The 23,741-nt window shown below is 65.4% G+C and carries 22 protein-coding genes; 9 read left to right on the top strand and 13 right to left on the bottom strand.

The genetic code is table 11. The features are described from left to right. Positions 1–275: 275 nt before the first annotated feature. Positions 276–1,730: a 4-hydroxyphenylacetate 3-hydroxylase family protein gene (locus tag ACTJKX_RS20495; RefSeq protein ID WP_440726328.1), complete on the bottom strand. Its 1,455-nt coding sequence runs from the start codon at positions 1,728–1,730 to the stop codon at positions 276–278. Between the two features lie 330 nt (positions 1,731–2,060). Next, positions 2,061–3,194: a branched-chain amino acid ABC transporter substrate-binding protein gene (locus ACTJKX_RS20490; protein ID WP_367624997.1), complete on the bottom strand. Its 1,134-nt coding sequence runs from the start codon at positions 3,192–3,194 to the stop codon at positions 2,061–2,063. A gap of 253 nt (positions 3,195–3,447) precedes the next feature. Between ACTJKX_RS20490 and ACTJKX_RS20485 the strand changes: the two genes are divergently transcribed. From ACTJKX_RS20485 to ACTJKX_RS20465, 5 genes are all read left to right on the top strand, one after another. Next, positions 3,448–4,365 (top strand): branched-chain amino acid ABC transporter permease, encoded by a 918-nt coding sequence (locus ACTJKX_RS20485; RefSeq protein ID WP_440726327.1) that lies wholly within the window; start codon positions 3,448–3,450, stop codon positions 4,363–4,365. 3 nt (positions 4,366–4,368) lie between these two features. Beyond that, complete coding sequence (locus tag ACTJKX_RS20480; protein WP_440726326.1) at positions 4,369–5,556, top strand: branched-chain amino acid ABC transporter permease; 1,188 nt, start codon at positions 4,369–4,371, stop codon at positions 5,554–5,556. Between the two features lie 11 nt (positions 5,557–5,567). After that, positions 5,568–6,356, top strand: coding sequence for an ABC transporter ATP-binding protein (locus tag ACTJKX_RS20475; protein ID WP_440726325.1), 789 nt, complete (start codon positions 5,568–5,570; stop codon positions 6,354–6,356). Then, complete coding sequence (locus ACTJKX_RS20470) at positions 6,349–7,047, top strand: ABC transporter ATP-binding protein (protein ID WP_440726324.1); 699 nt, start codon at positions 6,349–6,351, stop codon at positions 7,045–7,047. Before ACTJKX_RS20475 ends, ACTJKX_RS20470 begins: the two co-directional genes overlap by 8 nt. Before the next feature lie 148 nt (positions 7,048–7,195). Beyond that, positions 7,196–8,356, top strand: a complete 1,161-nt coding sequence (locus tag ACTJKX_RS20465) for a LysR substrate-binding domain-containing protein (protein WP_440726323.1) — start codon at positions 7,196–7,198, stop codon at positions 8,354–8,356. 180 nt (positions 8,357–8,536) lie between these two features. Here the strand turns inward: ACTJKX_RS20465 and ACTJKX_RS20460 are convergent, their stop codons facing one another. Further along, complete coding sequence (locus tag ACTJKX_RS20460) at positions 8,537–9,517, bottom strand: quinone oxidoreductase family protein (protein WP_440726322.1); 981 nt, start codon at positions 9,515–9,517, stop codon at positions 8,537–8,539. 115 nt (positions 9,518–9,632) lie between these two features. On the opposite strand from ACTJKX_RS20460, the gene ACTJKX_RS20455 reads away from it, so the two are divergent. Further along, positions 9,633–10,514 carry a LysR family transcriptional regulator gene (locus tag ACTJKX_RS20455; RefSeq protein ID WP_440726321.1) on the top strand — a complete coding sequence of 294 codons (882 nt, stop codon included), beginning with the start codon at positions 9,633–9,635 and terminating at the stop codon, positions 10,512–10,514. Positions 10,515–10,531: 17 nt separating this feature from the next. Here ACTJKX_RS20455 and ACTJKX_RS20450 read toward each other — a convergent pair whose 3' ends face one another. Genes ACTJKX_RS20450 through ACTJKX_RS20420 form a run of 7 tightly spaced genes read right to left on the bottom strand, consistent with a single transcriptional unit; the run spans position 10,532 to position 18,598 of the window. Continuing rightward, positions 10,532–11,521 carry an ABC transporter ATP-binding protein gene (locus ACTJKX_RS20450; protein WP_440726320.1) on the bottom strand — a complete coding sequence of 330 codons (990 nt, stop codon included), beginning with the start codon at positions 11,519–11,521 and terminating at the stop codon, positions 10,532–10,534. Positions 11,522–11,529: 8 nt separating this feature from the next. Continuing rightward, on the bottom strand, positions 11,530–12,489 hold the full coding sequence (locus tag ACTJKX_RS20445; RefSeq protein ID WP_440726319.1) for an ABC transporter ATP-binding protein: 960 nt from the start codon (positions 12,487–12,489) through the stop codon (positions 11,530–11,532). Continuing rightward, complete coding sequence (locus ACTJKX_RS20440) at positions 12,486–13,457, bottom strand: ABC transporter permease (protein WP_440726318.1); 972 nt, start codon at positions 13,455–13,457, stop codon at positions 12,486–12,488. The genes ACTJKX_RS20445 and ACTJKX_RS20440 overlap by 4 nt, the downstream gene beginning before the upstream one ends. Then, positions 13,457–14,473 carry an ABC transporter permease gene (locus tag ACTJKX_RS20435; protein WP_440726317.1) on the bottom strand — a complete coding sequence of 339 codons (1,017 nt, stop codon included), beginning with the start codon at positions 14,471–14,473 and terminating at the stop codon, positions 13,457–13,459. The genes ACTJKX_RS20440 and ACTJKX_RS20435 overlap by 1 nt, the downstream gene beginning before the upstream one ends. A 20-nt stretch (positions 14,474–14,493) precedes the next feature. Beyond that, complete coding sequence (locus ACTJKX_RS20430; RefSeq protein ID WP_440726316.1) at positions 14,494–16,155, bottom strand: ABC transporter substrate-binding protein; 1,662 nt, start codon at positions 16,153–16,155, stop codon at positions 14,494–14,496. Between the two features lie 24 nt (positions 16,156–16,179). Further along, positions 16,180–17,085: a proline iminopeptidase-family hydrolase gene (locus ACTJKX_RS20425; RefSeq protein WP_440726315.1), complete on the bottom strand. Its 906-nt coding sequence runs from the start codon at positions 17,083–17,085 to the stop codon at positions 16,180–16,182. Next, positions 17,075–18,598: a leucyl aminopeptidase gene (locus ACTJKX_RS20420; RefSeq protein ID WP_440726314.1), complete on the bottom strand. Its 1,524-nt coding sequence runs from the start codon at positions 18,596–18,598 to the stop codon at positions 17,075–17,077. The genes ACTJKX_RS20425 and ACTJKX_RS20420 overlap by 11 nt, the downstream gene beginning before the upstream one ends. A 275-nt stretch (positions 18,599–18,873) precedes the next feature. Between ACTJKX_RS20420 and ACTJKX_RS20415 the strand changes: the two genes are divergently transcribed. Then, positions 18,874–19,776, top strand: coding sequence for a LysR substrate-binding domain-containing protein (locus ACTJKX_RS20415; protein WP_367624983.1), 903 nt, complete (start codon positions 18,874–18,876; stop codon positions 19,774–19,776). A 53-nt stretch (positions 19,777–19,829) separates the two neighbouring features. Here ACTJKX_RS20415 and ACTJKX_RS20410 read toward each other — a convergent pair whose 3' ends face one another. Continuing rightward, entirely contained in the window at positions 19,830–20,435 is a 606-nt protein-coding gene (locus tag ACTJKX_RS20410; protein ID WP_440726313.1) for a HutD/Ves family protein, read from the bottom strand. Positions 20,436–20,481: 46 nt separating this feature from the next. Beyond that, on the bottom strand, positions 20,482–21,294 hold the full coding sequence (locus tag ACTJKX_RS20405; protein ID WP_440726312.1) for a hypothetical protein: 813 nt from the start codon (positions 21,292–21,294) through the stop codon (positions 20,482–20,484). Between the two features lie 214 nt (positions 21,295–21,508). Here ACTJKX_RS20405 and ACTJKX_RS20400 point away from each other — a divergent pair, with 214 nt between their 5' ends. Both ACTJKX_RS20400 and ACTJKX_RS20395 read left to right on the top strand, forming a co-directional pair. Beyond that, positions 21,509–22,195: a hypothetical protein gene (locus ACTJKX_RS20400; RefSeq protein ID WP_311942074.1), complete on the top strand. Its 687-nt coding sequence runs from the start codon at positions 21,509–21,511 to the stop codon at positions 22,193–22,195. Further along, positions 22,188–22,874 (top strand): RES family NAD+ phosphorylase, encoded by a 687-nt coding sequence (locus tag ACTJKX_RS20395; protein ID WP_394313302.1) that lies wholly within the window; start codon positions 22,188–22,190, stop codon positions 22,872–22,874. The genes ACTJKX_RS20400 and ACTJKX_RS20395 overlap by 8 nt, the downstream gene beginning before the upstream one ends. An 87-nt stretch (positions 22,875–22,961) precedes the next feature. Here ACTJKX_RS20395 and ACTJKX_RS20390 read toward each other — a convergent pair whose 3' ends face one another. Beyond that, a complete protein-coding gene (locus ACTJKX_RS20390; RefSeq protein ID WP_394313301.1) occupies positions 22,962–23,735 on the bottom strand; it encodes an SDR family NAD(P)-dependent oxidoreductase in 774 nt (257 codons plus the stop codon). Between the last annotated feature and the right edge of the window lie 6 nt (positions 23,736–23,741).

Genomic DNA, 23,741 nt, shown 5'->3' with positions numbered 1-23,741 from the left:
CCTTACCCTCTCCCCGTAAGAACGGGGCGAGGGGGCGCCGGCGTCGCGAATGATCCTCGGACCTGTCGCCTCGCCCGACGGTTGGGCGAGACGAAGCGTTTTCGGCCTGAAACGCTGCGGTCGTGGTCCCCTCGCCCCGTTCTTACGGGGAGAGGTCCGCACTTGCTTTGCAAGTGGGGGGGGGTGAGGGGCAGCGCCCCCCGGAGCAGATCGAGCCGTCGACTTTCCGACTGAGAAATCGCGTTAGGACAAAGAGCTAGAAAGATTGCCTTCGCCTAGCGTTGGGCGGTGAGGATGCGGTCCGACAGGCCGGCGGATTTCTTGGTGAAGCGCAGGGCGTCGTTCCAGTCGAAATTGCGGTAGACGGCACCGAGATGGGCGAAGGGTGGTGACTGGGCGAAGAGCTGGAAGGTGAGCCGGTGGCCGGCATAGTCGGAGTTGAGCAGGTCGCGGGCGAAGGCGAGCAGCTTGCGCCGGTCGTTGCTGTCCCAGTTCTCGTTGAGCGTGTAGTATTTCTTCAGCCAGACTCCGGCTTCCTCGTCCGCGAAGCTGGCGGCGTCGGGCGTCACGCAGATCTGGCCGCCGCAGAGCTCGCGGGCGATATGCATCATGTGATGAAGCTGCGAGCAGGCATGCACGCGCCCCGTCATCAGGAGGGACTGGTTCGGCATCATCAGGCCGCCCGGGCTCTTCTCGGCATTGGTGATCGCGGCGGTCAGATGCGCATTGATGCCCTCGCGGTAGCAGGCGAGCGTCGCCAGCTTTTCCTGGACCGCCTGCTGGTTTTCCAGGCCCGTCTGGCGCACGTTCCACAGGGCCGCGCCGATCAGCATGTCGGCGAGCTTGAGGTTGCGCTGCACGAAGGCGAAGGCCGAATAGCGATGCAGCGTGGCGCGGATGAAGGCAGCCGCCTTGGTGTGCTGGTAGAACAGCACGTTCTCCCAGGGGATCAGCACATCGTCGTAGATGACCAGGCAGTCGACCTCGTCGAAGCGGTTGGCGAGCGGATAGTCCTCGGCTGGGGCGCGGCCGGCAAAGCCGGTGCGGGCGATGAAGCGCAGGTTCGGCGAGGAGAAGTCGCACACGAAGCCGACGGCATAGTCGGACAGCTCCGAATTGCCCCAATTGGCGATGGTCGGCTTGGTGAAGGCCTGGTTGGCATAGGCCGCGGCGGTCTCGTATTTGGCCCCGCGCACCACGATGCCGGCATCGGTCTCCTTGACCACATGCAGGAGCATATCCGGATCCTGGTCCTGCGGCCGCTTGGAACGGTCGCCCTTGGGATCGGTATTGGCCGAGACGTGGAAGGGGTCCCGGTCGACGACGCGCTGGATGTGGTTGCGGATGTTGACGGAGAAGCGCGGGTCGACCTCGTTCAGGATATCCTGGCCGTCATAGAGCGACCACATCTCGCCGGCCGTCTCGTCGCCGACGCGGGTGACGACGCCGCCGACATCCTCCAGGATGGTATCGGTGGCCAGGCGCTTGGCGTGCCAGTCGTTCTGGCTGTGGGGCAGCTTGAGGCCGACGGAGTAGCGCTCGCCATTTTCCTCATAGCTGAGGATGTCGCGGGTGGCGTCCTCATGCGCGAGGTCGTAGATGCGGGCGCGGATGTCGACCAGCGGCTTGAATTGGGGGTGGACGGTGACGTCCTTGACGCGCTCGCCATTGATCCAGATGCGCCGGCCGTCCCGGATCGAATCCCTGTATTGCTGCCCCGTTCTGAGCATCGTCTTTCCTTCGAAGTTTTCAGCGGCATGAAGGCATGTCGCCAGGTGTGCGGCGGGTGAGGCCCGCTTTGCTTGTGTGCCCGGTTGAAGGCGCCAAGCGTTTGATGATGTCAGGAGCGCGTAGCCCCTCACCTCCATCCTCTCCCCGTAAACGGGGCGAGGGGGCGCAATCGTCGCGCCATGTCCTGTAGTCCGGTGTCTCGCTCAACCGGTTGGGCGAGACGGTCCGATTTCGGGTTCGAGCACTACGCCGATGTCCCCTCGCCCCGTTTACGGGGAGAGGGTAAGGGTGAGGGGCAGCGCACCCATCAAACAAAGGTTGTGGAACCTTCAGTTCGTCTTGGTGGTCCAGGCGCCGTCCTTGACGACCTTGATCTCGATCTCGACCGGGATCTGGGTCTGGCCGTGATCGTCGAACGAGGTGGTGCCGAGCACGCCGTCATGCTTGATCGAGCGGATGGCCTGGGCGAGCTTGGCCTTGTCCTCGATGCCGTTGTCGGCGATCACCTTCAGGAGGATCTGCGTCGCCTCATAGGCATATTTGGTGTAGGGGCTGGGCGCCTCGGCATAGTTCTGGGCCTTATAGTCGGCCTCCATCTTGGTCAGGGCGGGGTTGGACTGGGAGGCCGGATAGCTCACCATGGTGCCTTCGGCGGCCTTGCCCGCCACCGAGATGAATTCCGGATCGTAGAAACCGGAAATGCCGATCATCGGCATGGTCAGGCCGAGCTCGGCCATCTGCTTGCGCAGGATGCCGGCCTCGGTGATGACGCCGCCGAAATAGATCGCGTCGGGGGCCTCGCCCTTGATGCGGGTCAGGATGGTGCGAAAATCGGTGGTGCCGACCGGGAGCAGGTCGGTGGAGGAGGTCTGCCCGCCGGCCTCGCCGAAGAACTTCTTGAAGAAGTCGGCGTTGGAGACGCCATAGTCGGAGGTGTCGGCGACGATGGCGACCTTCTTGGCACCCAGCGTCTTGAAGGCCCAGCCGGCCAGAGGCTGGTTCTCGGCCACCAGGGTCGGGGTAACGCGGGTGATCTCGGGCAGGTTCTGCTCGGTGATCTTCGGGCCGATGGCGCCCCAGACGATCATCGGCATCTCGAAGCGATGGAAGACGGGAATGGTGGCGAGCGCCACCGGGCTGTTCCAATGGCCGGTCGCCGCCACCACGGCTGAATCATTGGCCAGCTTCATGGCCGCCGAGACGCCGGTCTGCGGGTCGGACGCGTCATCAAGCGCCACGCCTTCGATCGTATAGGGATAATTGCCCTCATTGGCCTGCTTGATCGCGAGCAGGAAGCCGTTGCGGGCGCCCAGGCCCTGGGGCGCGTTGCCGCCGCTGAGGGGGCCGAGGAAGCCGATCTTGATGGTGTCCTTGGCCAAGGCCAGAGTCGGCAGCGAGGCCATGGCGGTCGCCAGCAGCACACTGCCGAGGAGGCGGCGCCGGCGTGCGTTGAAGATGGTCATGTCTATTCCCTTGCTCGATGGTGCGCCGGACCACGGCAGGATGGCTGGACTTGTCTTCTTGTTTGGGAGCCCGTGGCCGGTCGGCTTGTCCGAAGACGAGAGCAAGGGTGCGAAGTTTTTGCGAAAGCGAGAAGTCGCAATTTTTGAAGCACTGCCTCAGAAATGCCTAAGCAGCGCCGGCTTTCATCACTGCCCCGCCTATGCCTAGAAAAGAAGACCGGACACTCGGCAAACGAGGCGGGAGGGGAATTCTATGGATGCGCTGCTCGCGCAATATCTGCTCAATTGGCTGGTGCTGGCCAGCATCTATGCCTTGGTGGCCTTGGGGTTCAGCCTGCTGTTCGGCGTGCTCAATGTCATCCATTTCTCGCATGGCGACGTCTCGATCACGGCGCCCTTCGTCGCCCTGGCGATGATCCAGATCCTGACCGGCGGCATGCTCGGCTTCGATACCGTGCCGGCCGCCCTGATCGCCTGCCTGATCGCGATCGCTTTTGTCGGCCTGCTCGGCGTGCTGCTCGATTGGCTAGTGATCCGCCGCTTCCGCAATGCCCCGGCCATGATGGCCCTGGTCGCCACCGTGGCGCTCGGCACCGTGGTGCGCGAACTGATCCGCAGCTTCTATCCGCAGGGCAGCAATCCCAAGCCCTTCCCGGCCCTGGTGACGGGCGAGGTCTCTCTGTTCGGCCTGACCATCCCGGCCTTCAGCCTCACGGTGATCGTGCTCTGCATCGCCATGGTGGCGGCCCTGTTTGCCCTGATGCAGCACACGCCGCTCGGCATGCGGATCCGGGCCGTCGCCGAAGACCGCAACACGGCGCGGCTGATGGCGATCAATCCCAGCCGGATGTTCGCCGCCACCTTCCTGCTCGCCTCGGCGGTCGGCGCCATCGGCGGCCTTTTCTATGCCAGCCATGCCGGCGTGGTGCGCTTCGATTTCGGCATCCAGCTCGGCCTGATCGGCTTTTCGGCCGCAGTGATCGGGGGCCTCGGCTCGATGCAGGGCGCCATCCTCGGCAGCCTGCTGATCGCCGGCATCGAGATGCTGGCCCAGGCGCTGCTGGCGGATGGAGCCTCCTATCGCCTGGTGTGCATCTTCGTCCTGGTGATCTGCGTGCTGGTCTTCAAACCCTCGGGCCTGCTCGGCAAGCCTGTCTTCGAGAAGGTGTGAGCCATGGCCGCCACCACGCATAATCTGTCCCAGGCGCGTGCCGGTGCCTCCCTCGGCGCCCTGGCCATCGCCCTCGGCGTCGAGCTCGTCGGAGCCGTCCTGCTCGGAGCCCTGCTCCTGGCCGAACAGACCTGGATCATCGTCGCTTTGCTGGCCCTGCTCGGGGCCGGTTTCGCTGCCCTGCAGCTCAGGCCGCAGATCGAGGAGCATATCATTGCAGCCTTCCGGCAGTATCGGGGCGTCGCCACCCTCCTCGGCATCGCCATCGTCCTGGCGTTTCCCTTCTTCATGCAGGGCAGTAGCTATGCGCTGCATCTGCTCATCGTAGCCCAGCTCTATTCAGTCCTAGCGCTCGCCCTCAACTTCCAGCTCGGCAGCGCCAATATTCCGAATTTCGCGACGGGCGCCTCCTATGGCATCGGCGCCTACACCTCGGCGCTGCTGGCGATCAATTTCGGCATTTCCTTCTGGCTGACCCTGCCGATCTCGGCGGTGGTGGCGACCCTGTTCGGCTTTGCGCTCGGCTTTCCCTCCATGCGCACCAAGGAGAGCTATCTGGCCCTAGTGACCATCGCCTTCGGCATCGTCGTCCAGCAATTGCTCAACAACCTGTCCTGGACGGGCGGACCCAACGGCCTGGTCGGCATTCCCGCGCCGACCTTCTTCGGGCATTCCTTCATCAAGCCGCTCTACGTCTTCGGCTACAAGCTGCCGAGCCAGGCCAATTTCTATTATCTCTCGGCGGCGCTGGTGGGGCTTGCCATCCTCTCGGCTGGGCGCCTGCATCACAGCCGGGTGGGCCTGGCCTGGAATGCCTTGAGGGCCGATCCGCTCGCAGCGCGCTGCCAGGGCATCAACGTGGTCTGGTACAAGATACTGGCCTTCGGCGTCGATGCCTTCCTCGCCGCCTTCGCCGGCACCATCTACGCCTTCTATGTCAGCTACATCTCGCCGGACAATTTCACCTTCGTGGTGTCGGTCACCATCATGACCATGGTGATCGTGGGCGGCATGGACAACACGCTCGGCGTGATCATCGGTGCCTTCCTGCTGACACTGCTGCCGGAAAAGCTCCGAGTGTTCTCCGACTACCGCCTGCTCTTCGTCAGCGTCATCGTGATCGCCTTCCTGATCCTGCGGCCCCAGGGGCTCTTCCCGCAGCGCGCGCGCAATTATGGGGGCCAGCCATGAGGGAACCGGTCATGAGCCAGGCGCTTCTGGAGACCCGCGACCTGACCATCCGCTTCGGCGGGCTGACGGCGGTCGATGGTGTGGACCTCAGCCTCGGGCGCTCCGAGATCCTGTGCATCATCGGGCCGAACGGGGCGGGCAAGTCCACGCTGTTCAATGTCATCACCGGCATCTACCGGCCCTCCAAGGGCACGGTGGCGCTGGAGGGACGGGACATCACCGGCAATCCCGCCCACCGCATCGCGGCTGCCGGCATCACCCGTACCTTCCAGTCGAGCCGGCTGTTCAACGACCTTACCTTGGTCGACAATGTGGTGATCGGCATGCATTGCCGGACCCGCACCGGCGTGCTCACGGCTTTGCTGCGCCCGGGCAAGGCGCGGGCCGAGCTCGACGAGGCAGCGGAGCGCGCGGGTGAACTGATCCGCTCCATCTCGCCCGACCTCTACGAGCGGCGCCATACGCTGGCTGGTACGTTGCCGCAGGCCGACCGGCGTCGGCTGGAGATTGCGCGGGCGCTCGCCTCCGACCCGAAGGTGATCCTGCTCGACGAACCGTCCTCCGGCATGGACGACCGCGACACCGATGCCCTGATGGCCAGCATCCGCTCCGTCATGGCCCGGCGCGCCGGCCTGTCCTTCCTGATCATCGAGCACGACATGCGCCTGGTCAGGGCCCTACCTGACCGGGTCGCCGTCATCGATTACGGCCGGAAGATCGCCGACGGCGATTTCCAGGAGGTGCGGCAGTTGTCGCGCGTCCAGCAGGCTTATCTCGGACACAAGGCCGGCCATGCTTGAACTCAAATCCGTCTCGACCAGCTATGGGCCGGTGCCCATGCTGCGCAACGTCTCGCTTGCCGTGAACAAGGGTGAGCTCGTCTGCCTGCTCGGGCCGAACGGAGCCGGCAAGAGCACGACCTTCAATGCCATTTGCGGCCTGATCAGGCTCGATGCCGGTTCGATCGGCATTGTCGGCAAGGAGGTGGCGGCGGTGGGAACCGAACGCCTGTCGGCACTCGGCGTCGGCTTCGTCCCCGAAGGGCGCCGGCTCTTTCCGACCCTGAACGTGCGCGAGAATCTCAAGCTTGCCTTCGATGCCTCCAGATGCCGGGTGCCGTTCGAGGACCGGCTGGAGGCGATGGCTGGCCTGTTTCCGCGCATTCGCGAGAGGCTGACGCAGGGGGCGGGGACGATGTCGGGCGGCGAGCAGGCCATGGTGGCGCTGGCCCGCGCCCTGATCGGCAACCCGGAGCTGGTGGTGATGGACGAACCTTCGCTCGGCCTCTCCCCCAAGTTGATCGACGAATATTTCGACATCGTCGGGCGCATCCGCGACGAGGGCAAGACCGTGCTGCTGATCGAGCAGAATGCCGAGACGGCGCTGTCGATCGCCGATCGCGGCTATCTCCTGGTACGCGGCCAGATCGCGGCGAGCGGCACCAGCAAGGACCTGCTCGCCAACGACACGGTGCATCACCTTTATCTCTAAGCGGGCACTTGCCAGTCTCGGGCGTGCTGCGGCTTTTCCGAACCCGTGCAGCGGAAATCCATATTTTCCAGCGCCGACGAATTCCGGAAGGATCGTCGGCCTGAACGGCCGGGGTGACACCGGCTTCAAGACCAATGGGAGAAAGCGGATGGGCGTGGGGATCGATCCGAAGGTGCGGGAGAAATTTCTCGGCGGCATGAGCCAGGCTGCCTGCACCGTGAACGTGGTCTCCACCGACGGCCCGGCCGGCCGGGCAGGGGTGACCGTCTCGGCCATGGCTTCGGTCTCGGCGGATACGGAGCTGCCGACCATGCTGGTCTGCGTCCATCATCTCAGCCCGGCGGCGGCCAAGATCGTCGAGAACGGTGTCTTGTGCGTCAACGTTCTGCGGGACGACCAGTCCTATATTTCCGATGTCTTCGCCGGGCGTTTCCGCGACGAGATCGGTGACAAGTTCGAATGCACCGAATGGGTGACGGCCTCGACCGGCGCACCGCGCATCGCCGATCCTCTGGTGGCGTTCGACTGCAAGCTGCTATCGAGCGAGAAGGTCGGGACGCATCACATCTTCCTGTGCGAGGTGCGCGACATCCATCTCTCCCGCCACGGTTCGCCGCTGATCTATGCCAATCGGTCGTATGGCTCGTCGAACCGGATCGAGGGGGCGAGTTCGCTGCGCGCGGCGCTGGCGGGCGAGACCGCCAGGCTGGTGATCGGCTGCTTCCACACCTTCGGGCCCTATCTCATGCCTTCTCTCATCCGCGAGATGGGTGGCATCGGCGTCAAGCTGATCGAGGGCGATCATCGCCGCCTGCGCGAGAGCCTGCTGGCGGGCGAGAGCGAACTGGCGCTGCTCTATGATTTCGACCTCGGCGAGGAATTCGAGAAAGTGTCCCTGGGCGAGTTGACGCCCTATGTGCTGCTCGCCGCCGACCATCCGCTCTGCCACCAGAGCGAGGTGGCGCCCGAGGACCTCGCCGCCGAGCCGATGATCCTGCTCGATGCCCCGCCCAGCCGCGACTATTTCACCGGCATTCTCGAAGACGCCGGCATCAAGCCCTTGATCGCCTATCGCTCGATCTCCTTCGAGATGGTGCGCGGCATGGTGGCCCATGGCCTGGGCTATTCGATCCTGGCGACCAAACCGGCCTCGGACATGAGCTATGACGGGCTCAACCTAGTGACCCGCCCCCTGACCGGCAAGCATCGCGAGAACCGCATCGTGCTCGCCCATCGCGCCGAGCGCGAACTCTCGCCCGCGGCCCGGCATTTCGCCGATCTATGCGCCAGGCGTTTTGCGAAGCGGTGAGGCGGGCTGGAAGTACGGGGAAGTATTTTCTCGATGGTACAAGGGAGCCTTCTCTCCTGCCGAATGAAACGCGACTTGCCTTCCCCACTTCGTGGAGAAGGCAAGTCGCGTTTCATTCGGCGCTGTCTGAGATAGCTATATCCTCGTCCTTACAAACCGAAGCACCCAAGCACCACCCTCCTAGGGCGTGATCAGGATGGCGCCGACGGTCTGGCGAGCCTCGGCCGCCTCATGCGCCTTGGCGATCTCGTCGAGCGAGAAGCGCTGCCCGATGTCCACGCTCACATGCCCCTTGGCGACCGCGTCGAAGAAATCGGCGGCGTTGGCGCGGAAGCTGACGCTATCGGCATTGTGGGCGAAGATCGATGGGCGGGTGATGAACAGGCCGCCCTTCTTGTTGAGAAGGTCGAGGTCGATAGCCGGCGCCGGGCCGGATGCCGCACCATAGGACACGACCAGCCCGAAGGGCGCGGCGCAGTCGAGCGACTTGATCAGCGTATCCTTGCCGACAGCATCGTAGACCACGCGGGCCTTGCGGCCGCCGGTCGCCACGAGGAAGGCTTCGGGCCAGGCTGGATCGTTGAGATCGATCACGGCCTTGCATCCGGCGGCGAGTGCGGCATCGCGCTTCTGCGGCGAGCCGGTGGTGCCGATTACGGTCGCCCCAAGTGCGGTGGCCCAGCGGCTGAGGATCTGGCCGACGCCCCCGGCGGCGGAATGGACCAGCAGGAGATCACCCGGCTGGACCGCATGGGTCTTGCGCAGCAGATATTGCGCCGTCATGCCCTTGAAGAACAGGGTCGCCGCCGCCTCGTCGCTGACGGAGGCGGGGAGGACGGCGAGCTTGTCGGCCGGGACATTGCGCCTGTCAGCATAGGCGCCGAGGCCCGCATTAATGGTGGCAACCCTGTCGCCGGGCTTGATGTCGGTGACGCCGGGGCCGACCGCTTCGACCACGCCGGCGGCTTCGAAGCCGAGCCCGCTCGGCAATTGCAGCGGATAGATGCCCTTGCGCTGGTAGATGTCGATGAAATTGAAGCCGATTGCCGTGTGCCTGACCTGAACCTCGCCGGCGCCAGGCGCGGGCAGGTCCCGAGTCTCGAGTGCCATCACGGTGGGGGCGCCGTATTCGCTGACGACGACTCTGCGTTGGACGAGCATGGAGCGTATCTCCTGGGTGGACCGCATTGCGGTGTCGCCATTCGTTATGATCTCCTCTCATTTTGTGATAAATGGGGAGCTGATCGCTAAACCTGAAACATATGGTTTCAAATTGATGGACCGTTTCACCAGCATGGGCGTGTTCGTCAAGGCCGTGGAGGCGGGGTCCTTCTCGGCCGCCGGCAATGCGCTCTCGATGTCCTCCCAGATGGTGGGCAAGCATGTGCGCCTGCTGGAGGATCACCTCGGCGTCAAGCTGATCAACCGCACCACGCGGCGCCAGAGCGTCACAGAGATCGGGCGCAGCTATTACGAACGGGTTCGCACCATCCTGGCCGAGGTCGAGGCGGCCGAAGTGCTGGCCGCCGAGACACGGGCGATCCCGCGCGGCCAGATCCGGGTCAATGCGCCGGTGACCTTCGGCGCGCATGAACTGGCCCCAATCCTGCCGGACTATCTGGCTGCGCATCGCCAGGTCGATGTCGAGCTCACTTTGTCCGATCGCGTCGTCGACCTCGTCGACGAGGGCTATGACGCCGTCTTCCGCGTCGGCCCCTTGGCCGATTCCAGCCTGATCGCCCGGCCGTTGCGGCCGATGACCTTCACCGTTTGCGCGTCGCCGGTCTATCTTGCGGCGCATGGCCATCCTGAAAAGCCGGCCGACCTCAAGAACCATGAAAGCCTCGGCTTCATGCACGGCAATACGCGCGACCAATGGCGCTTTGCCGGTCCTGATGGCCTGGAGACCGTCGAGCTCTCCTATCGCTTCCTGGCCAATAATGGCCAGGCCCTGCTTACGGCGGCCCTGGCCGGCCTCGGCATCATGCTCCAGCCGAGTTCGCTGGTGCAAAGCGAGATCGAGGCCGGACAGCTGGTCCGGCTGCTGCCGGGCTATGAAGTCCCGCCACGGGTCATGCACATCCTCTATGCGCCGGATCGCCGGATCACGCCGAAGCTGCGCTCCTTCGTCGACTTTGCCGTCGCCCGTTTCGGGTGAGGGCCCGCCACCGATCCCTATGAAGCAACCGGGAAGTGGCAGGCCACCTTGCGGCCGGGGCCATGGTCCCGCATCTGCGGGCGCTCCGTCCGGCAGCGATCCTGGGCGGCCGGACAGCGCGGGTGGAAGCGGCAGCCCGCCGGCGGCTTGAGCGGGCTGGGCACGTCGCCGGTGAGGATGATGCGCTTGCGCGTGCCGCTCGGCGTGGTCTCCACGATGGGAACCGCCGAGATCAGGGCCTGGCTGTAGGGATGAGCCGGCGTGGCGAACACCTCCTCGGCCGGGCCTTCCTCGACGATCGAGCCGAGATACATCACCGCGATCCGGGTCGAGACCTGGCGCACGACCGAAAGATCGTGGGCGATGAAGACATAGGTAAGGTTCAGCTTCTCCTGGAGATCGGCCAGGAGGTTGACGATCTGGGCTTGCACGGAGACGTCGAGCGCCGAGACCGGTTCGTCCAGCACGACCAGGTCCGGATTGAGCGCGATGGCGCGGGCGATGCCGACGCGCTGGCGCTGGCCGCCGGAGAACTCGTGCGGATAGCGCATGACGTGATCCGGCAGCAGCCCGACGAGATCGAACAGCTCAGCCACGCGCTTGGCGATCTCTGCCGATGACAGTCTGGTGTGGATACGCAACGGCTCTGCCACCAGGTCGCCGACGCGCCGTCGCGGGTTGAGCGAAGCCGATGGATCCTGGAACACCATCTGCAGCCGGCGCCTCAGCGGCCTGAGTTCGGCCAGCGACCTGCCGGTGATGTCGTCGCCTTCGAAGATGAGCTGGCCTTCGGAGATGTCGTAGAGCCGGACCAGGCAACGGGCCAAAGTGGACTTGCCGCAGCCCGATTCCCCGACGAGACCGACGGTCTCGCCGCGTCGCACCGTGAGGGAGACGTTGTCGACCGCGTGAACGGTGCGCTTGCCTTCCGAAGAAAAGCGGCTGCCGATCGAGAAGCGCTTGCCGAGCGCGCGTGTTTCGAGGATCGGCTGGTTGCTGTCTGTCATTTCACCGCTCATGCTTGCGCCACCCGGAAGCAGGCGGCGGCATGCGTGCCGCTGCCGAGGCCCGGCTTGTCGGCCTGGCAGGGCTCGTAGCGTACCGGACAGCGCGGGCCGAAGGCGCAGCCCTGCGGCAATCGCAGCAGCGAGGGCGGCGAGCCGGGAATAGCCGGCAGGCGACGCGGTTTCTCGCCGGTCAGAGGAGGGATCGAACCCAGGAGCGCCTGCGTATAAGGGTGCCTGGGGTCGGAGAACAATTCCGCCCGGCTGCCGCGCTCCACCACACGGCCCGCATACATGACCATGACCCGGTCGGCGAGCTCGGAGACTACGCCCATGTCGTGGGTGATGAAGACCACGGCCGAATTGTGGGTCGCGCGCAGCTTGCGCACGAGGTCGAGGATGCCGGCCTGCACGGTGACGTCGAGCGCCGTGGTGGGTTCATCGGCCACCAGCAAAGCCGGGTCGCAGGACAGCGCCATGGCGATCACCGCCCGCTGGCGCATGCCGCCGGAAAGCTGGTGGGGATAACGCGACATCGCCTCGCGCGGATTGGGGAAGTTCACCTCCGCCAGCAGTTCCTCCACCCGTTCCAGCGCCTTGGCCTTGCTGACCTTGCGATGGGCCTGGATCTGCTCGGCGATCTGCCAGCCGATGGTGTAGACCGGCGTCAGCGCCGTCATCGGATCCTGGAAGATCATGGCGATCTCGTTGCCGCGCAGGCGCCGGAGCTCCCGGGCGGGCAGGCCCACCAGTTCGCGGCCCTTGTAGCGGATCGAACCCTCGATCCTGGCATTGGGATCGGTGATCAGGCCCATCACGGCCAGGAGCGACACGGTCTTGCCGGAGCCGGATTCGCCGACGACGCCGAGGATCTCGCCCTCGGCGAGGTCGAAGGAAACGCCGTCGATGGCGCGCACCAGGCCGTCATCGGTGCGGAAAGAGACCCGCAGGTCGCGTACGGACAGCATCATAACGTCCTCACGCGCGGGTCGAGGAGAATATAGACGAAATCGACCACCGCATTGGCGAGGACCACGAACATGGAGGCATACATCACGGTTGCCATGATCATCGGCAGATCGAGGTTCTGCAGGGCGTCATAAGTGAGCTTGCCGATGCCGTGCAGGCCGAACACCACTTCGGTCAGCAAGGCGGACCCGCCGACCAGCGCCCCGAAATCGAGGCCGAACAAGGTGACGAAGGCGATCAGCGAGGTCCTGAGCGCATGGCGCAGCAGGATGCGCGTCTCCGACAGGCCCTTGGCTCGCGCCGTGCGGATGTAGTCCTCCTGCAGGGATTCGATGATCGCCGCCCGCAGCACGCGCCCGTAGATGCCGATATAGAGCACGGCGAGCGTGACCCAGGGGATGACCAGGGTGAGGAACCAGCCCTTGGGATCGTCGAGGAGGTTCTTGTAGCCGAGCGGCGGTACCCAGCCGAACAGCCAGGTGTCGTGATAGCGGCTCTGGGTGATGAGATTCATCACCTCGCCCAGCCAGTAGACCGGCATGGAAATGCCGATCAGCCCGGCCGCCATCAGGAGCCGGTCGATCCAGCTGTTGCGCGTGGCGGCGGCGACCATGCCGATGATCACGGAGACCACCACCCACAGCACCGCCGCCCCGAACACCAGCGAGAGCGTGACCGGGATGGCGTCGAGCACCGCCGGCACCACCTTCCAGCCGCGATTGACGAAGGAGGTGAGGTCACCGGTGATGAAGATCTTCTTCATCATCAGGCCGTACTGGACGTAGAGCGGCTGGTCGAAACCGAAATTGTGACGTACCGCCGCCAGCACCTCGGGCGAGGCGTTGCGACCGGCGATGCGTGCCGCCGGATCGGCGCCCGGCGTGGCGAAGAAGATCAGGAAGACGATGACCGAGATGCCGAACATCACGAACAGCATCTGGCCGAAGCGGCGCAGGATGGCGTAGATCATCAGTCGCGCCCCAGTTGCACTTTGGAGCGCGGATCGAGCGCATCGCGCAGGCCGTCACCGAAGACGTTGAGCGCCATCACCGACAGGGCAATGATGATGCCTGGCGCCAGGGCGACCGCGGGCCGGGTATAGAGCAGCGCCTGCCCGTCCTGGATGATGGTGCCCCAGCTCGCCGCCGGCGGCTGCACGCCGATCGACAGGAAGGAGAGCGCCGATTCCGTCAGCATGTTCAGCGCCATCATCAGCGGTACGAAGACGATCAGGGTCGTGGTGATGTTGGGCAGGATGTCGCGCCAGAGGATGCGCGGTCTCGGTACGCCCAGATTGATGGCGGCGAGCACGAATTCGGATCTGCGCAGCGACAGCACCTGCCCACGGATGGGCCGCGCCACATAAGGCACGTAGACGATGCCGATGATAATGATCGGCAGCCACAGGCTGCCGGATTCGATCACGATCGGCCCGATGGAAATGCCCTGTGCGATGGTGACGATGGAAAGCGATATCGCCAGCAGATAGATGGGGAAGGCCCACAACACGTCGAGGAAGCGCGACAGCACGGTGTCGACGATGCCGCCGAAATAGCCAGCGCTCAGGCCCGCCGCCGTGCCGAAGATCAGCGTGAAGATGGTGGCGGCCCCCGCGATCATCAGCGAGTTGAGGCCGCCATAGAGAAGCCGTGCCATGACGTCGCGGCCCTGGCCGTCGGCGCCGAGGAAATAAGTGCCGAGCCGCCAGGTCGGGCCGATCGGCGTGTAGCCGAGCCCGAGCCCCTCCGTCGACTGCTCCATCACCGGGACTTCGGCGCCGTCGATCTGGATGACGGCGTCGAGCGTCGAGGCGAAGGGATCCACCCCCGCCCAGCGCGCATAGAGCGGTGCGCTGAGGCAGGCGATCACGATCAGGAGGAAGAGCGCGAGGGAGGCCATCGCCGCCCGGTTGCGCCTGAGCTTCACGAAAGCGAGGGCCCAGGGCCCTCGCGTCTTGTACGGTATGGCAATGGCTTGGTTCGCCATGGACGTGCCCTCGCAGTGCGTCACTGGACCCAGGCCTGGGTGACCATCCAGTTGAACTGCGGGTTGAACTTGAAGTTGCCGACGCGCTTGCTGACGAAATCGAGGCGCTTGGGCGTGAACAGGCCGACGGCCGGCGCCTTGTCGGTGATCTGCTTGTCGATCTCGGCCCACATCTTGTCGGCGGCCTTCTGGTCGGTGACGCCGAGGTCCAGAGCCTTCTGCATCTTGGCGTCGATGTCCTTGTCGCAGAAGCCGGAGATGTTGATCGAGGCGTCCGAGCCCTCACGGAAGGAGGCGCAGCCGAACAGGATGTTCAGGAAGTCCGAAGCCGCAGGATAGTCCTTGTACCACTGGCTCACCGACATCTGCACCTTGTTGTTGGTGTTCTGGATGTAGGTGAACTGGATGTTGGTCGAGATCGGCTTGACGTCGGCGACATAGCCGATGCTGGTCAAGACGCTCTGCAGATAGACGCCGATGGAGCGCGAGACCGCGGTATCCTCGACGATGATGGTGACCTTCTGGCCCTTGGTGCCGGATTCCTCGACGAGCTGCTTGGCCTTGTCGAGATCGGGGGCCGACCATTTGGCGCCCGGATTCTTGGTGAAGGGGCAATAATCCTCATGGCCGGGGAAATCGGGCGGCAGCACCTGGCAGACCGGGGAGGCCAGCACCTTGCCGCCGAACAGCTTGACCAGCGTGTTGCGATCGATGGCGAAGGCCACGGCCTGGCGGGCCTTCTCGTTGTCGAAGGGGGCGAGGCGCGTGTTCAGCGGGGCATACCACCACGCCGACAGCGGCGAGATGTGGAGCTGGTCCTTGAACTTGGTGCCGAGTTCGGCGAGGCGGTCGCTCGGCAGCGGGTCGAACATCCAGTCGGCCTCGCCGTTCTGGATCGCGGTGACGGCGGCTTCCTCGGACAGGCCGAAATCATACTGGACCACGTCGGGATAGCCCTCGGGCTGGGCCTCTTCGCTCCACTGCTTGAAGTTGGGATTGCGCGAGAGCGTCATGCCCTTGTTGGGATCGAAGGCCGAGATCATGTAGGGGCCGGTGCTGGGAATGGGGCGCGAGCCCATATCCTCGGCCGGCGTGTCGGCGGGCAGGATCACCGCATGCGGCAGAGCCAGCTTGTAGAGCAGTTCGGCATCCGGCTTGGTCAGGTTGAGGGTGATGGTGCCGGCCGCCTCGTCGGCGACGACGCCGCCTTCCAGCGTACAGCTCTTGGTGTCGGCCAGGCATTTGTCGGCGCCGACGAGGCCGGCATAGAAGGTGCCGGAGGTCGGGCCGGAAATCTTGAAGATGCGCTGGAAGGAGGCGACGACGTCCTTCACGCCGAGATCCTGTCCGTTCGAGAACTTGATGCCCTTGCGCAGCTTGAAGGTGAAGGTCTTGCCGTCATTGCTGACGGTGGGCAGCGCCTCGGCGAGGTCGGGCACCACGGAAAAGCCGTCCTTGCCTTCCGCCTTGCGGAAGATGACCAGCCCGTCATAGACCGGCTGGTACATCTGCCAGCCCTGGTCGGTGTAGTTGATGTGGGGATCGAGTGTTCCGGCCGCCGAGCGGGCCAGCAGGCGTATGGTGCCGCCGCGATGCTCCTTGAGGTATTCGGCCTGGGCGGGTGCCAGGCCGGTGCCGGCCAGCAGGGCCGTGGCTGCAGCAGCCAAAAGCAGTTTCTTCATCGTCGATCCCCTCTTCTGATTTGTTTACCGGTCGTGCTGATCCAGGAAGTCGCCGGCCACCCGCATGCATTTTTCCTGTTCTTCCACATGCGGCATGTGGCTGGAATGCTCGAAGATCTCCCAGCGCGATCCCTCGATGCCGTCCTTGTAGGGCTGCACGGTCGCAGGGGTGGCTTCGTCATGGCGTCCCGACAGGATCAGCGTGGGCACCTCGACGGCCGCCAGGCGGTCGATGATGCTCCAGCTCCTCAGCGTGCCGATGACGTGGAACTCGTTGGGGCCGTTCATCACATTGTAGACGGTGGGATTGCGCGCGACCTGGGCAAAGCTCGCCGCCACTTCCGGCGGGAAGGGCACGACGCGGCAGACATGGCGCTCATAGAACACCATGGTCGCCTCCTGATACTCGGCATCATCTGTGGTGCCGGCCTGTTCGTGACGGGTCAGCGTGTCCTGGACCTCGCGGGGCAGGTCGGCGCGCAGGCGATTGGCTTCCTCCACCCACAGCTTCATCGAGGCCGGGGAGTTGGCGATGGTCAGCGATCTCAGGCCATCAGGCCGGGTCACGGCATATTCGGCGCCCAGCATGCCGCCCCAGCTCTGGCCGAGCACATGGAAGCCGGCGCGGATGCCGAGATGGTCGACGAGGTTCTCGAGCTCTTCGATGAAGAGTTGCGGCGTCCAGAAATCGGCACCCTTCTCGGGCAGCAAGGTGGAGTTGCCGCAGCCGAGCTGGTCGTAGTGGATGACGGCCCGCCCGTCATGGGCGAGCAGCTTGTAGGCATCGACATAATTATGGGCGACGCCGGGGCCGCCATGCAGGATCACCACCGGCGCCTTGTCGCCACCGAGTTCGCCGCTGATGCGATACCAGGTCTCGTAGTTCCGGAAGGCAGCGCGGCCTTCCCGGCTGATGATCTCAAGCGACATTGTGCTTCCCATTGAGGTTATGGACCCATTCTTCCAGCATCTGCACACCGAAGGCCGTAGCGCCCTGCCGGCCCAGGGGCCGGTCGCTGTCGGCCAGTTCCTTGCCGGCGATGTCGAGATGGACCCAGGGGCGACCTTGCGTGAAATGGCGCAGGAAGGCGGCGGCATAGGGCGCGTCGCCGTCTTCCATGTCCTTGGCGTGGTGCCTGAGATCGGCGAGGGGTGAATAGAGGCCCTCGTCATAGGCGCGGTCGAGCGGCAATTGCCAGAAGCGCTCGCCGACTGTTTCGCCGGCCGCGATCATCTGTGCGGCGACGGCATTGTCGGTGCTGAACAGGCCGGCGAAGACCGATCCGAGGCCCCGCATCACCGAATAGGTCAGGGTAGCCAGATCGACGATCGCCGAGGGCTCGAAGCGCGAGGCGGCGTAGTAGAGGCAGTCGGCCAGGAGCAGGCGTCCCTCGGCATCGGTGTCGAAGATCTCCACGGTCTGGCCCGAAGCCGTCGTGATGATCTCGCGCGGCTTAAGCGCGGTGCCCGAAGGCAGGTTCTCGGCGATGCCGAGCACGCCCACCGCGTGGACGCGGCTGCCCTGCCGGGCCAGGGCCAGCAGGAGGCCGACCACAGCGGCCGCACCGCCCATGTCGGCCTTCATGTCGAACATTTGGGCGCCACCCTTGATGCACAGGCCGCCTGAATCGAAGCAGACGCCCTTGCCGACGAAGGCGAGCGGCTGCTCGCCCGAGCCCTCGCCGCGATAGCGCAGCACGGCCACCCTCGGGGCGCGGGCCGAGCCGGAACCGACGGCGAGCAGCGCATTCATGCCGAGCTCTTTCAGGCGCGCCGCATCGAGGATCTCGACCTCGATGCCGGCTTCGCGCAGGGCGTCGAGGTGATCTGGGAAACTGTCGGGATGAAGATGGTTCGGCGGCAGATTGACCAGGGTGCGGGCATAGTCGACGCCGTCGGCGATGGCATTGGTGCGTGCCAGCGCCGCGGCGAGCTCGGCCTTGCCGGCACCGACCAGCGCCAGCCGCCAGGCTTGATCCGCCTCAGCCACCGGACGCTTGTTGCGCAGGTCGAAGCGGTAGCGGCGCAAGCGGATGCCGAGCGCGACGCGTGCCAGGATTTCCGCCCCGGACAGGCTGGCGCCGGCAATGGGATCAAGGACGAGCGTCGCCTCGCCTATGCCCTTGCTTTCCAGATGCGCGGCGAGCGCGCCGCCGGCACGTGCCAGCGACAAGGCATCGAGCGTCTCGGGCGCGCCCAGGGCCAGTACGATCACCCGCCGGACCGATGCCGCCGGCGGTGCGAAGATGTCGGTGCAGGTGCCGGAGGCTGCAAGGGTGACAGGGTCGGCGCAGACCCGGGACAGAAGGCCCCCCATTTCGGCGTCCAGGACGGCCGCCCGGGGGCCGAGTGCCGGCCCGGCCGGCTTCAGGACCACGATGGTGGCGGCTGTGGGGGAGACGTCGTCTGCCGGCTCGAACACGGGTACTGGAGATTGCGGCATCGGACGGCGGGCTCCTTCATTGCAGCGCGACGCGCGGGTAGCCAGCCGGCGCATAGGCTCGCTCCAGCGCCCGGCTTTGCCGTTCGATCCGAAGTTCCCGCGCATGCGCAGAGCCGCGACCGCTTCTGGCAGCGGTGCGGTGCCGATGTCCCCTGTGGTCGCTTTGTCGTGACGACTTGGTCCTTCTTCGGTATCCCCGAAGCCGGCAGGCGATCAAACGCCAATTTCGTCCACGTCGATTGACAAAAACTCATCCGACAATTCATCATCGGCGCATGGCACTCCCCTCACTCAATGGCATGCGCGCTTTCGAGGCCGCCGCGCGCCTGGGCAGCATCAAGGAAGCGGCGGAAGAGCTGCATCTGACGGCCTCCGCCGTCAGCCGCCATATCCGCACGCTCGAGACGACGCTGGGCCAGGATCTGTTCGAGCGCGGCTTTCGCCAGGTCACACTGACGACGCGGGGCTCCTATTATGCGCGTAGCCTTTCGGAGGCCTTCGAGGCGATCTGGCGTGCGACGGACGATGTCAGCTTTCACGACGGCCCACGGCAGGCCAAGGCGCACCGTGTCCGGGTGCTGTGCGTGCCCCCCGTGCTGAATCTATGGCTGGCCGACCGGCTGCCGGGCTTTCGCCGCCAGCATCCCTCCGTCGACCTGGAGGTGATGACCTCGGGCAAACGCGCCAATTTCGATTTGGCCATCGTCGACGAGTTCGACTACAAGGCCGGCCCGGCCCTGACGCTGCTGATCCCGCTGGTGCTGACACCGGTCTGCGCCCCTTCGCTGCTGGAAGGCCCCTTGCCGTTGCGTTCGCCGGCGGATCTCATTCATCATCACCTGATCCATGAATGCGAAACCACGCGATGGAAGCGCTGGCTCGAGCAGGAAGGTATTGTGGACAGCCCGTCGAAGTCGGGCACGATCATGGATGATTGCACGGCGATCATGCGGGAGACCATCAATGGCGTCGGCATCGCGCTGGCCGATACGATGATGGCGCAGGACCTGCTCGAGCAGGGGCGCTTGGTCGCCCCTTTCGGTGCCCGCCATACCTATCCCGCCGGCATCTATCTCTATCAGCGCCGCAGCATCGGCAACAAGCAGGGCGCCAGCCTGTTCCAGGATTGGCTGCTGGCCGAGGTCGCCGAGCACAAGCGGGCGATGGCGATCGGCTGAGATCATACCAACGGGTTTGATGCTCGACCGATCAAACATCGATGGCGTCGGTATTACAGGCCTTCCTCAAAGGCTATGGCCGAGCGCAGGCGCAGGACGAGGGCGCGTGCCTTTCTGTCGCCATCCGATGCGAGGAGCGCTGCCGCCTCTCGCCTCAGTACCACCGTGTCGCGCTCCGCCAGGCGAAGGGCACCCCGGGTGGTGGTGTCGAGGTTCCAACTGTCGCTGATGGCGAAGATGACGACGAGATCGCCGGGCGGGACCGCATGGCTGTCGGAGCCGGCCAGCACCTGCTGCCCGACATGGTGCCAGTGCTGGCGGCTTGCCATCACGTTGAAGACCCGCACCGGTCCCTTGACCGGCCGGCCAACGGGGAAGAGGCCGGTATCGAAGCGGAACGGCGCGAAGGGCAGAAGGCGGTGCTTGGATTGCCCGAAATCGAGCTCCAGCTCCTCGCCCTCGATCAGGGTGATCACCCGCTCGGCGCCGGGAAAGCTGGAGAAGGCGCCGTCCTCGAGGATCGGCGCGCTGCTGATCCGTACCTCGAAATCATCGCGAGAGCCGCCTTGCGGCGAAAGATAGATCTCGTCGGTTTCCCCGCGCCCGTTCTTCCAGGGCAATGTCGCGTAGGCGGTGCGGGCAAGATGTTCGATGGCCATGATGGTCCGGTTTTCGGTGCTGCGTGGGTCTCGGCGGCGGGGCCGATCAGGCCAGCCGGTCGAGAAAGCGAAGGAGGCCCGGTGCCGGTACTGCTCCTCGATCCGCCGTGATCATGCCGTCGGCGCTCAGATGGAGCTGCCGGGCGCCGCTGTCGGTCCAGCACAGATAGAGACCGGCGGGCGGGCGGCAGAGCATCGGCGCAAGGGCGAGTTGGCCACCGGAAGCGACGGTTTCCGCCGTCCAGGCAGAACCGAGCATGGCGTTGGCGGCCTGGATGTCGCCGGCGCGCAGAAAAGCGCGGACCTGGCTGGAGGAGCAGCGCCGGGCGTCGGCACTGACTTCGGGGACTCGGGTCACGCCGAAGCCGAGGGAGCGGCCGAGATGCACCAGCAGGCGGACGTCCCCCGCCCGCGAACGGCCGAAGCGGAAATCGTCGCCGGTGACGACGTGGCTGACGCCGAGGCCCCGCTTGAGGATGTCATGGGCAAATTCGGCCGGTGTCAGCGAGGCGAAGGCGGCGTCGAAGGTCGGTGAGAAGACATAATCGAGCCCCAGCACGCCGAAGCGATGAGCCTTGGTGGTAGGCGTGGTCAGGCGGAAAGGCGAATCCGCCACGCAGAAGAAGCTGCGCGGGTGAGGCTCGCAGGACATCACGGCCAAGGGCAGGTCCTCGCCGGCAATGATCCCGGCAGCATCGAGCAGGGCCTGGTGGCCGCGATGGAAGCCGTCGAAATTGCCCAGCAGCAGGACCGCGCCGCGATCGGGGTCGCCGGCCGGCAGGCCCTCGGCGACATGGCGCAGGCCGCCTTGGCCGGCAGGCTGCCATTGCTCATGCTGGATAGGCTGTGTCCATGCCATTGGGCAAATCCCGGAAGCGGCTCTGCTGCGATGTTCGAAGCCTAGCGACACGCCGCATGGACGGGAATTCGCATTTTCCGAAACGCTGCTTTGGGAAAACCGTGGCGTGCCGGCAGCCCGGCATGATCCGCCGTTCTGGCCCGGCCTTCTTGATGATATGGGTTATCATGCTATATAGATAACCATGATCATTTCAAATTTTGGAGGGCGTGACATGACGGCGTCCCAGGCGCTCAAGACATTGTCGGGGGTCACCACCATCACCGGGACCCCGGAAGAGGTACGCGATGGCCTCGGCCATCTCGGTGCCAAGGGCACGCAGGTCATCGCCGTGACCCTGGACCAGGTCAGCTCTCCGGCGGCGAAGGTGCTCGCCCACACGTTCGAGGCGATTGCTCCCCTGGTCGGGGCGATCGTGGCCCGGCGCGAGAAGGCTGCGCTGCAGTCGATCATCGAGGCCCTGGTGCCCCAGGTGCCCTTGCCCCAGCATATGCTCGCCGAAGCCCGGATGACGGCCGAGGCCCGCAAGGCCGTGCTGGAAGAGGGCGAGTGGCTCACCGCCGCCCAGGTCGCCGAGGTGGCTGGGTTCAGCGCGACCAATCCCAGCGCCCAGCCCAACAAGTGGAAGAAGGACGGGCAGATCTTCGCCATCCGCCACCAGGGTGTCGACTATTTCCCCGGCTACGGCCTGGATCCTTCGACCGGATATCGTCCGGCCAAGCCGCTGGGCGAGGTTCTGAAGATCTTCGGCCAGGCCAAGGATGGCTGGGGCGCGGCCTATTGGTTCGCCTCCGACAACAGCTATCTGGGCGGGGAGCGTCCCCTGGACCTGCTGCTGCGCGAACCCGATCGGGTCATCGCCGCGGCCCGCGACGAAATGGAGGGCGTGCTGCATGGTTAGGGGCGCGCTGAGGCTTGCCAAGGCACGCCCTGCGACACCCGCGCCACCATCCCAGCTCGCCGCCAAGACGGCTATGATGACCTGGCCAAAGGGCCAGGTCATCCACCGTATCCATCTCGACAGATATGGGGCCGCCCAGTTCAATCCGGGCCTTGTCGGCAATGCCCGCTTCAGCCCGATCAAGGACAGGGAGGGCGGGCCGATCCCCACCCTCTATGGCGGTACCTCCTTCGAATGCGCCGCCATGGAAACCGTCTTTCACGACGTGCCCTTCACCGTGCGCCTGAAGACGCTCGACAAGGCCAGGCTGGCCGGCCAGGTGCATTCCCGGCTCGAGCCCCGGCAGGATCTCCTGCTCGTCGATCTCAGCGCCACGGCCCTGCGCCGCCTCGGCCTGCGCCGGACCCAACTCATCGATACGGAGAAGGACCGCTATCCCGGCACACGCGCCTGGGCCGCAGCCTTCCATGCGGCGCTGCCCGATGTGCAGGGCCTGTGCTGGGTTTCCCGGCAGGACGACCGGGCCCTCGCCCTCGTCCTGTTCGGCGATCGTTTGCCCGGCGACGTCCTGGTCCCGGTAGGCGGGCAGCGTGTCCTTCTCGGCTCAGGCGATGCTCTCACCGAGTTGACCGCGCTGGCTGATCGCATCGGCGTGAAGCTGGTTGCGGGCAAGGCTTGACGGCGGAGACGAGGGTCTTCCGAAAACAGGGGGCATCGCGTCCACCGGGAGCGGGGGAACAGCACTCCCGATGGAGGCGAGATCGGGCTACCAGATGGTGTAGCCGCAGTCGACGACGACGACCGCGCCCGTCATGGCGCTTGCGGCATCGCTGGCCAGGAACAGGATGGCCGAGGCGATCTCGTCGGCGCGGGCAACGCGCTTCATCGGCGTCATCTCCATCCACACCGGGAACAGCTCCGGCTTGTCGAAGCCGCCGCGCGACATCGGCGTGTCGACATAGGTCGGCGCCACGGCATTGACGCGCACGCCGTGGGGCGCCCATTCGCCGGCCAGCGACTTGGTCATGTGGTGCACGCCGGCCTTGGCGGCGTTGTAGTGGACCTGGCGCTGGGGCTTGTTGGAGATGAGGCCGGACATCGAGCCCAGCGTGACGATCGAGCCCTTGCCACGCTGCAGCATGGCCCGGCCGAATTCGCGGCAGCTCCAGTAGCAGCCATTGAGGTCGACATCGATCACCTTGCGCCAGACCTCGTCGGTCATGTCCTCGCCGCCGGTGTCGGGCCAGGCGATGCCGGCATTGGCGATCAGGATGTCGATGCCGCCATGGCGTTCATTGGCCTCGCGCGCGGCTCGGCCGACGGCATCGGCATCGGTGACGTCGAGCGCGACGGCATCGACGGTCCAGCCCTTGGCGGCGAGGGCCTCCCGGCCGCTGGCGAGCACGGTCGGGTCGAGATCGGAGATCACCACCTTGGCGCCGGCCTCCAGCAGCGCCTCGGCGCTGGCGAGTCCGATGCCGCGGCCGCCGCCGGTGATGAAGGCCGTCTGGCCTGACAGGTCGAATTTCTTCAAATACATCGCTGC

The organism is Labrys sp. 22185, assembly GCF_052045555.1.
In the GTDB taxonomy this organism is placed as follows: Bacteria; Pseudomonadota; Alphaproteobacteria; order Rhizobiales; family Labraceae; genus Labrys; species Labrys neptuniae.
The sequence above is the reverse complement of the archived record's forward strand: the minus strand, read 5'-3'. Positions and strand labels throughout refer to the sequence as shown.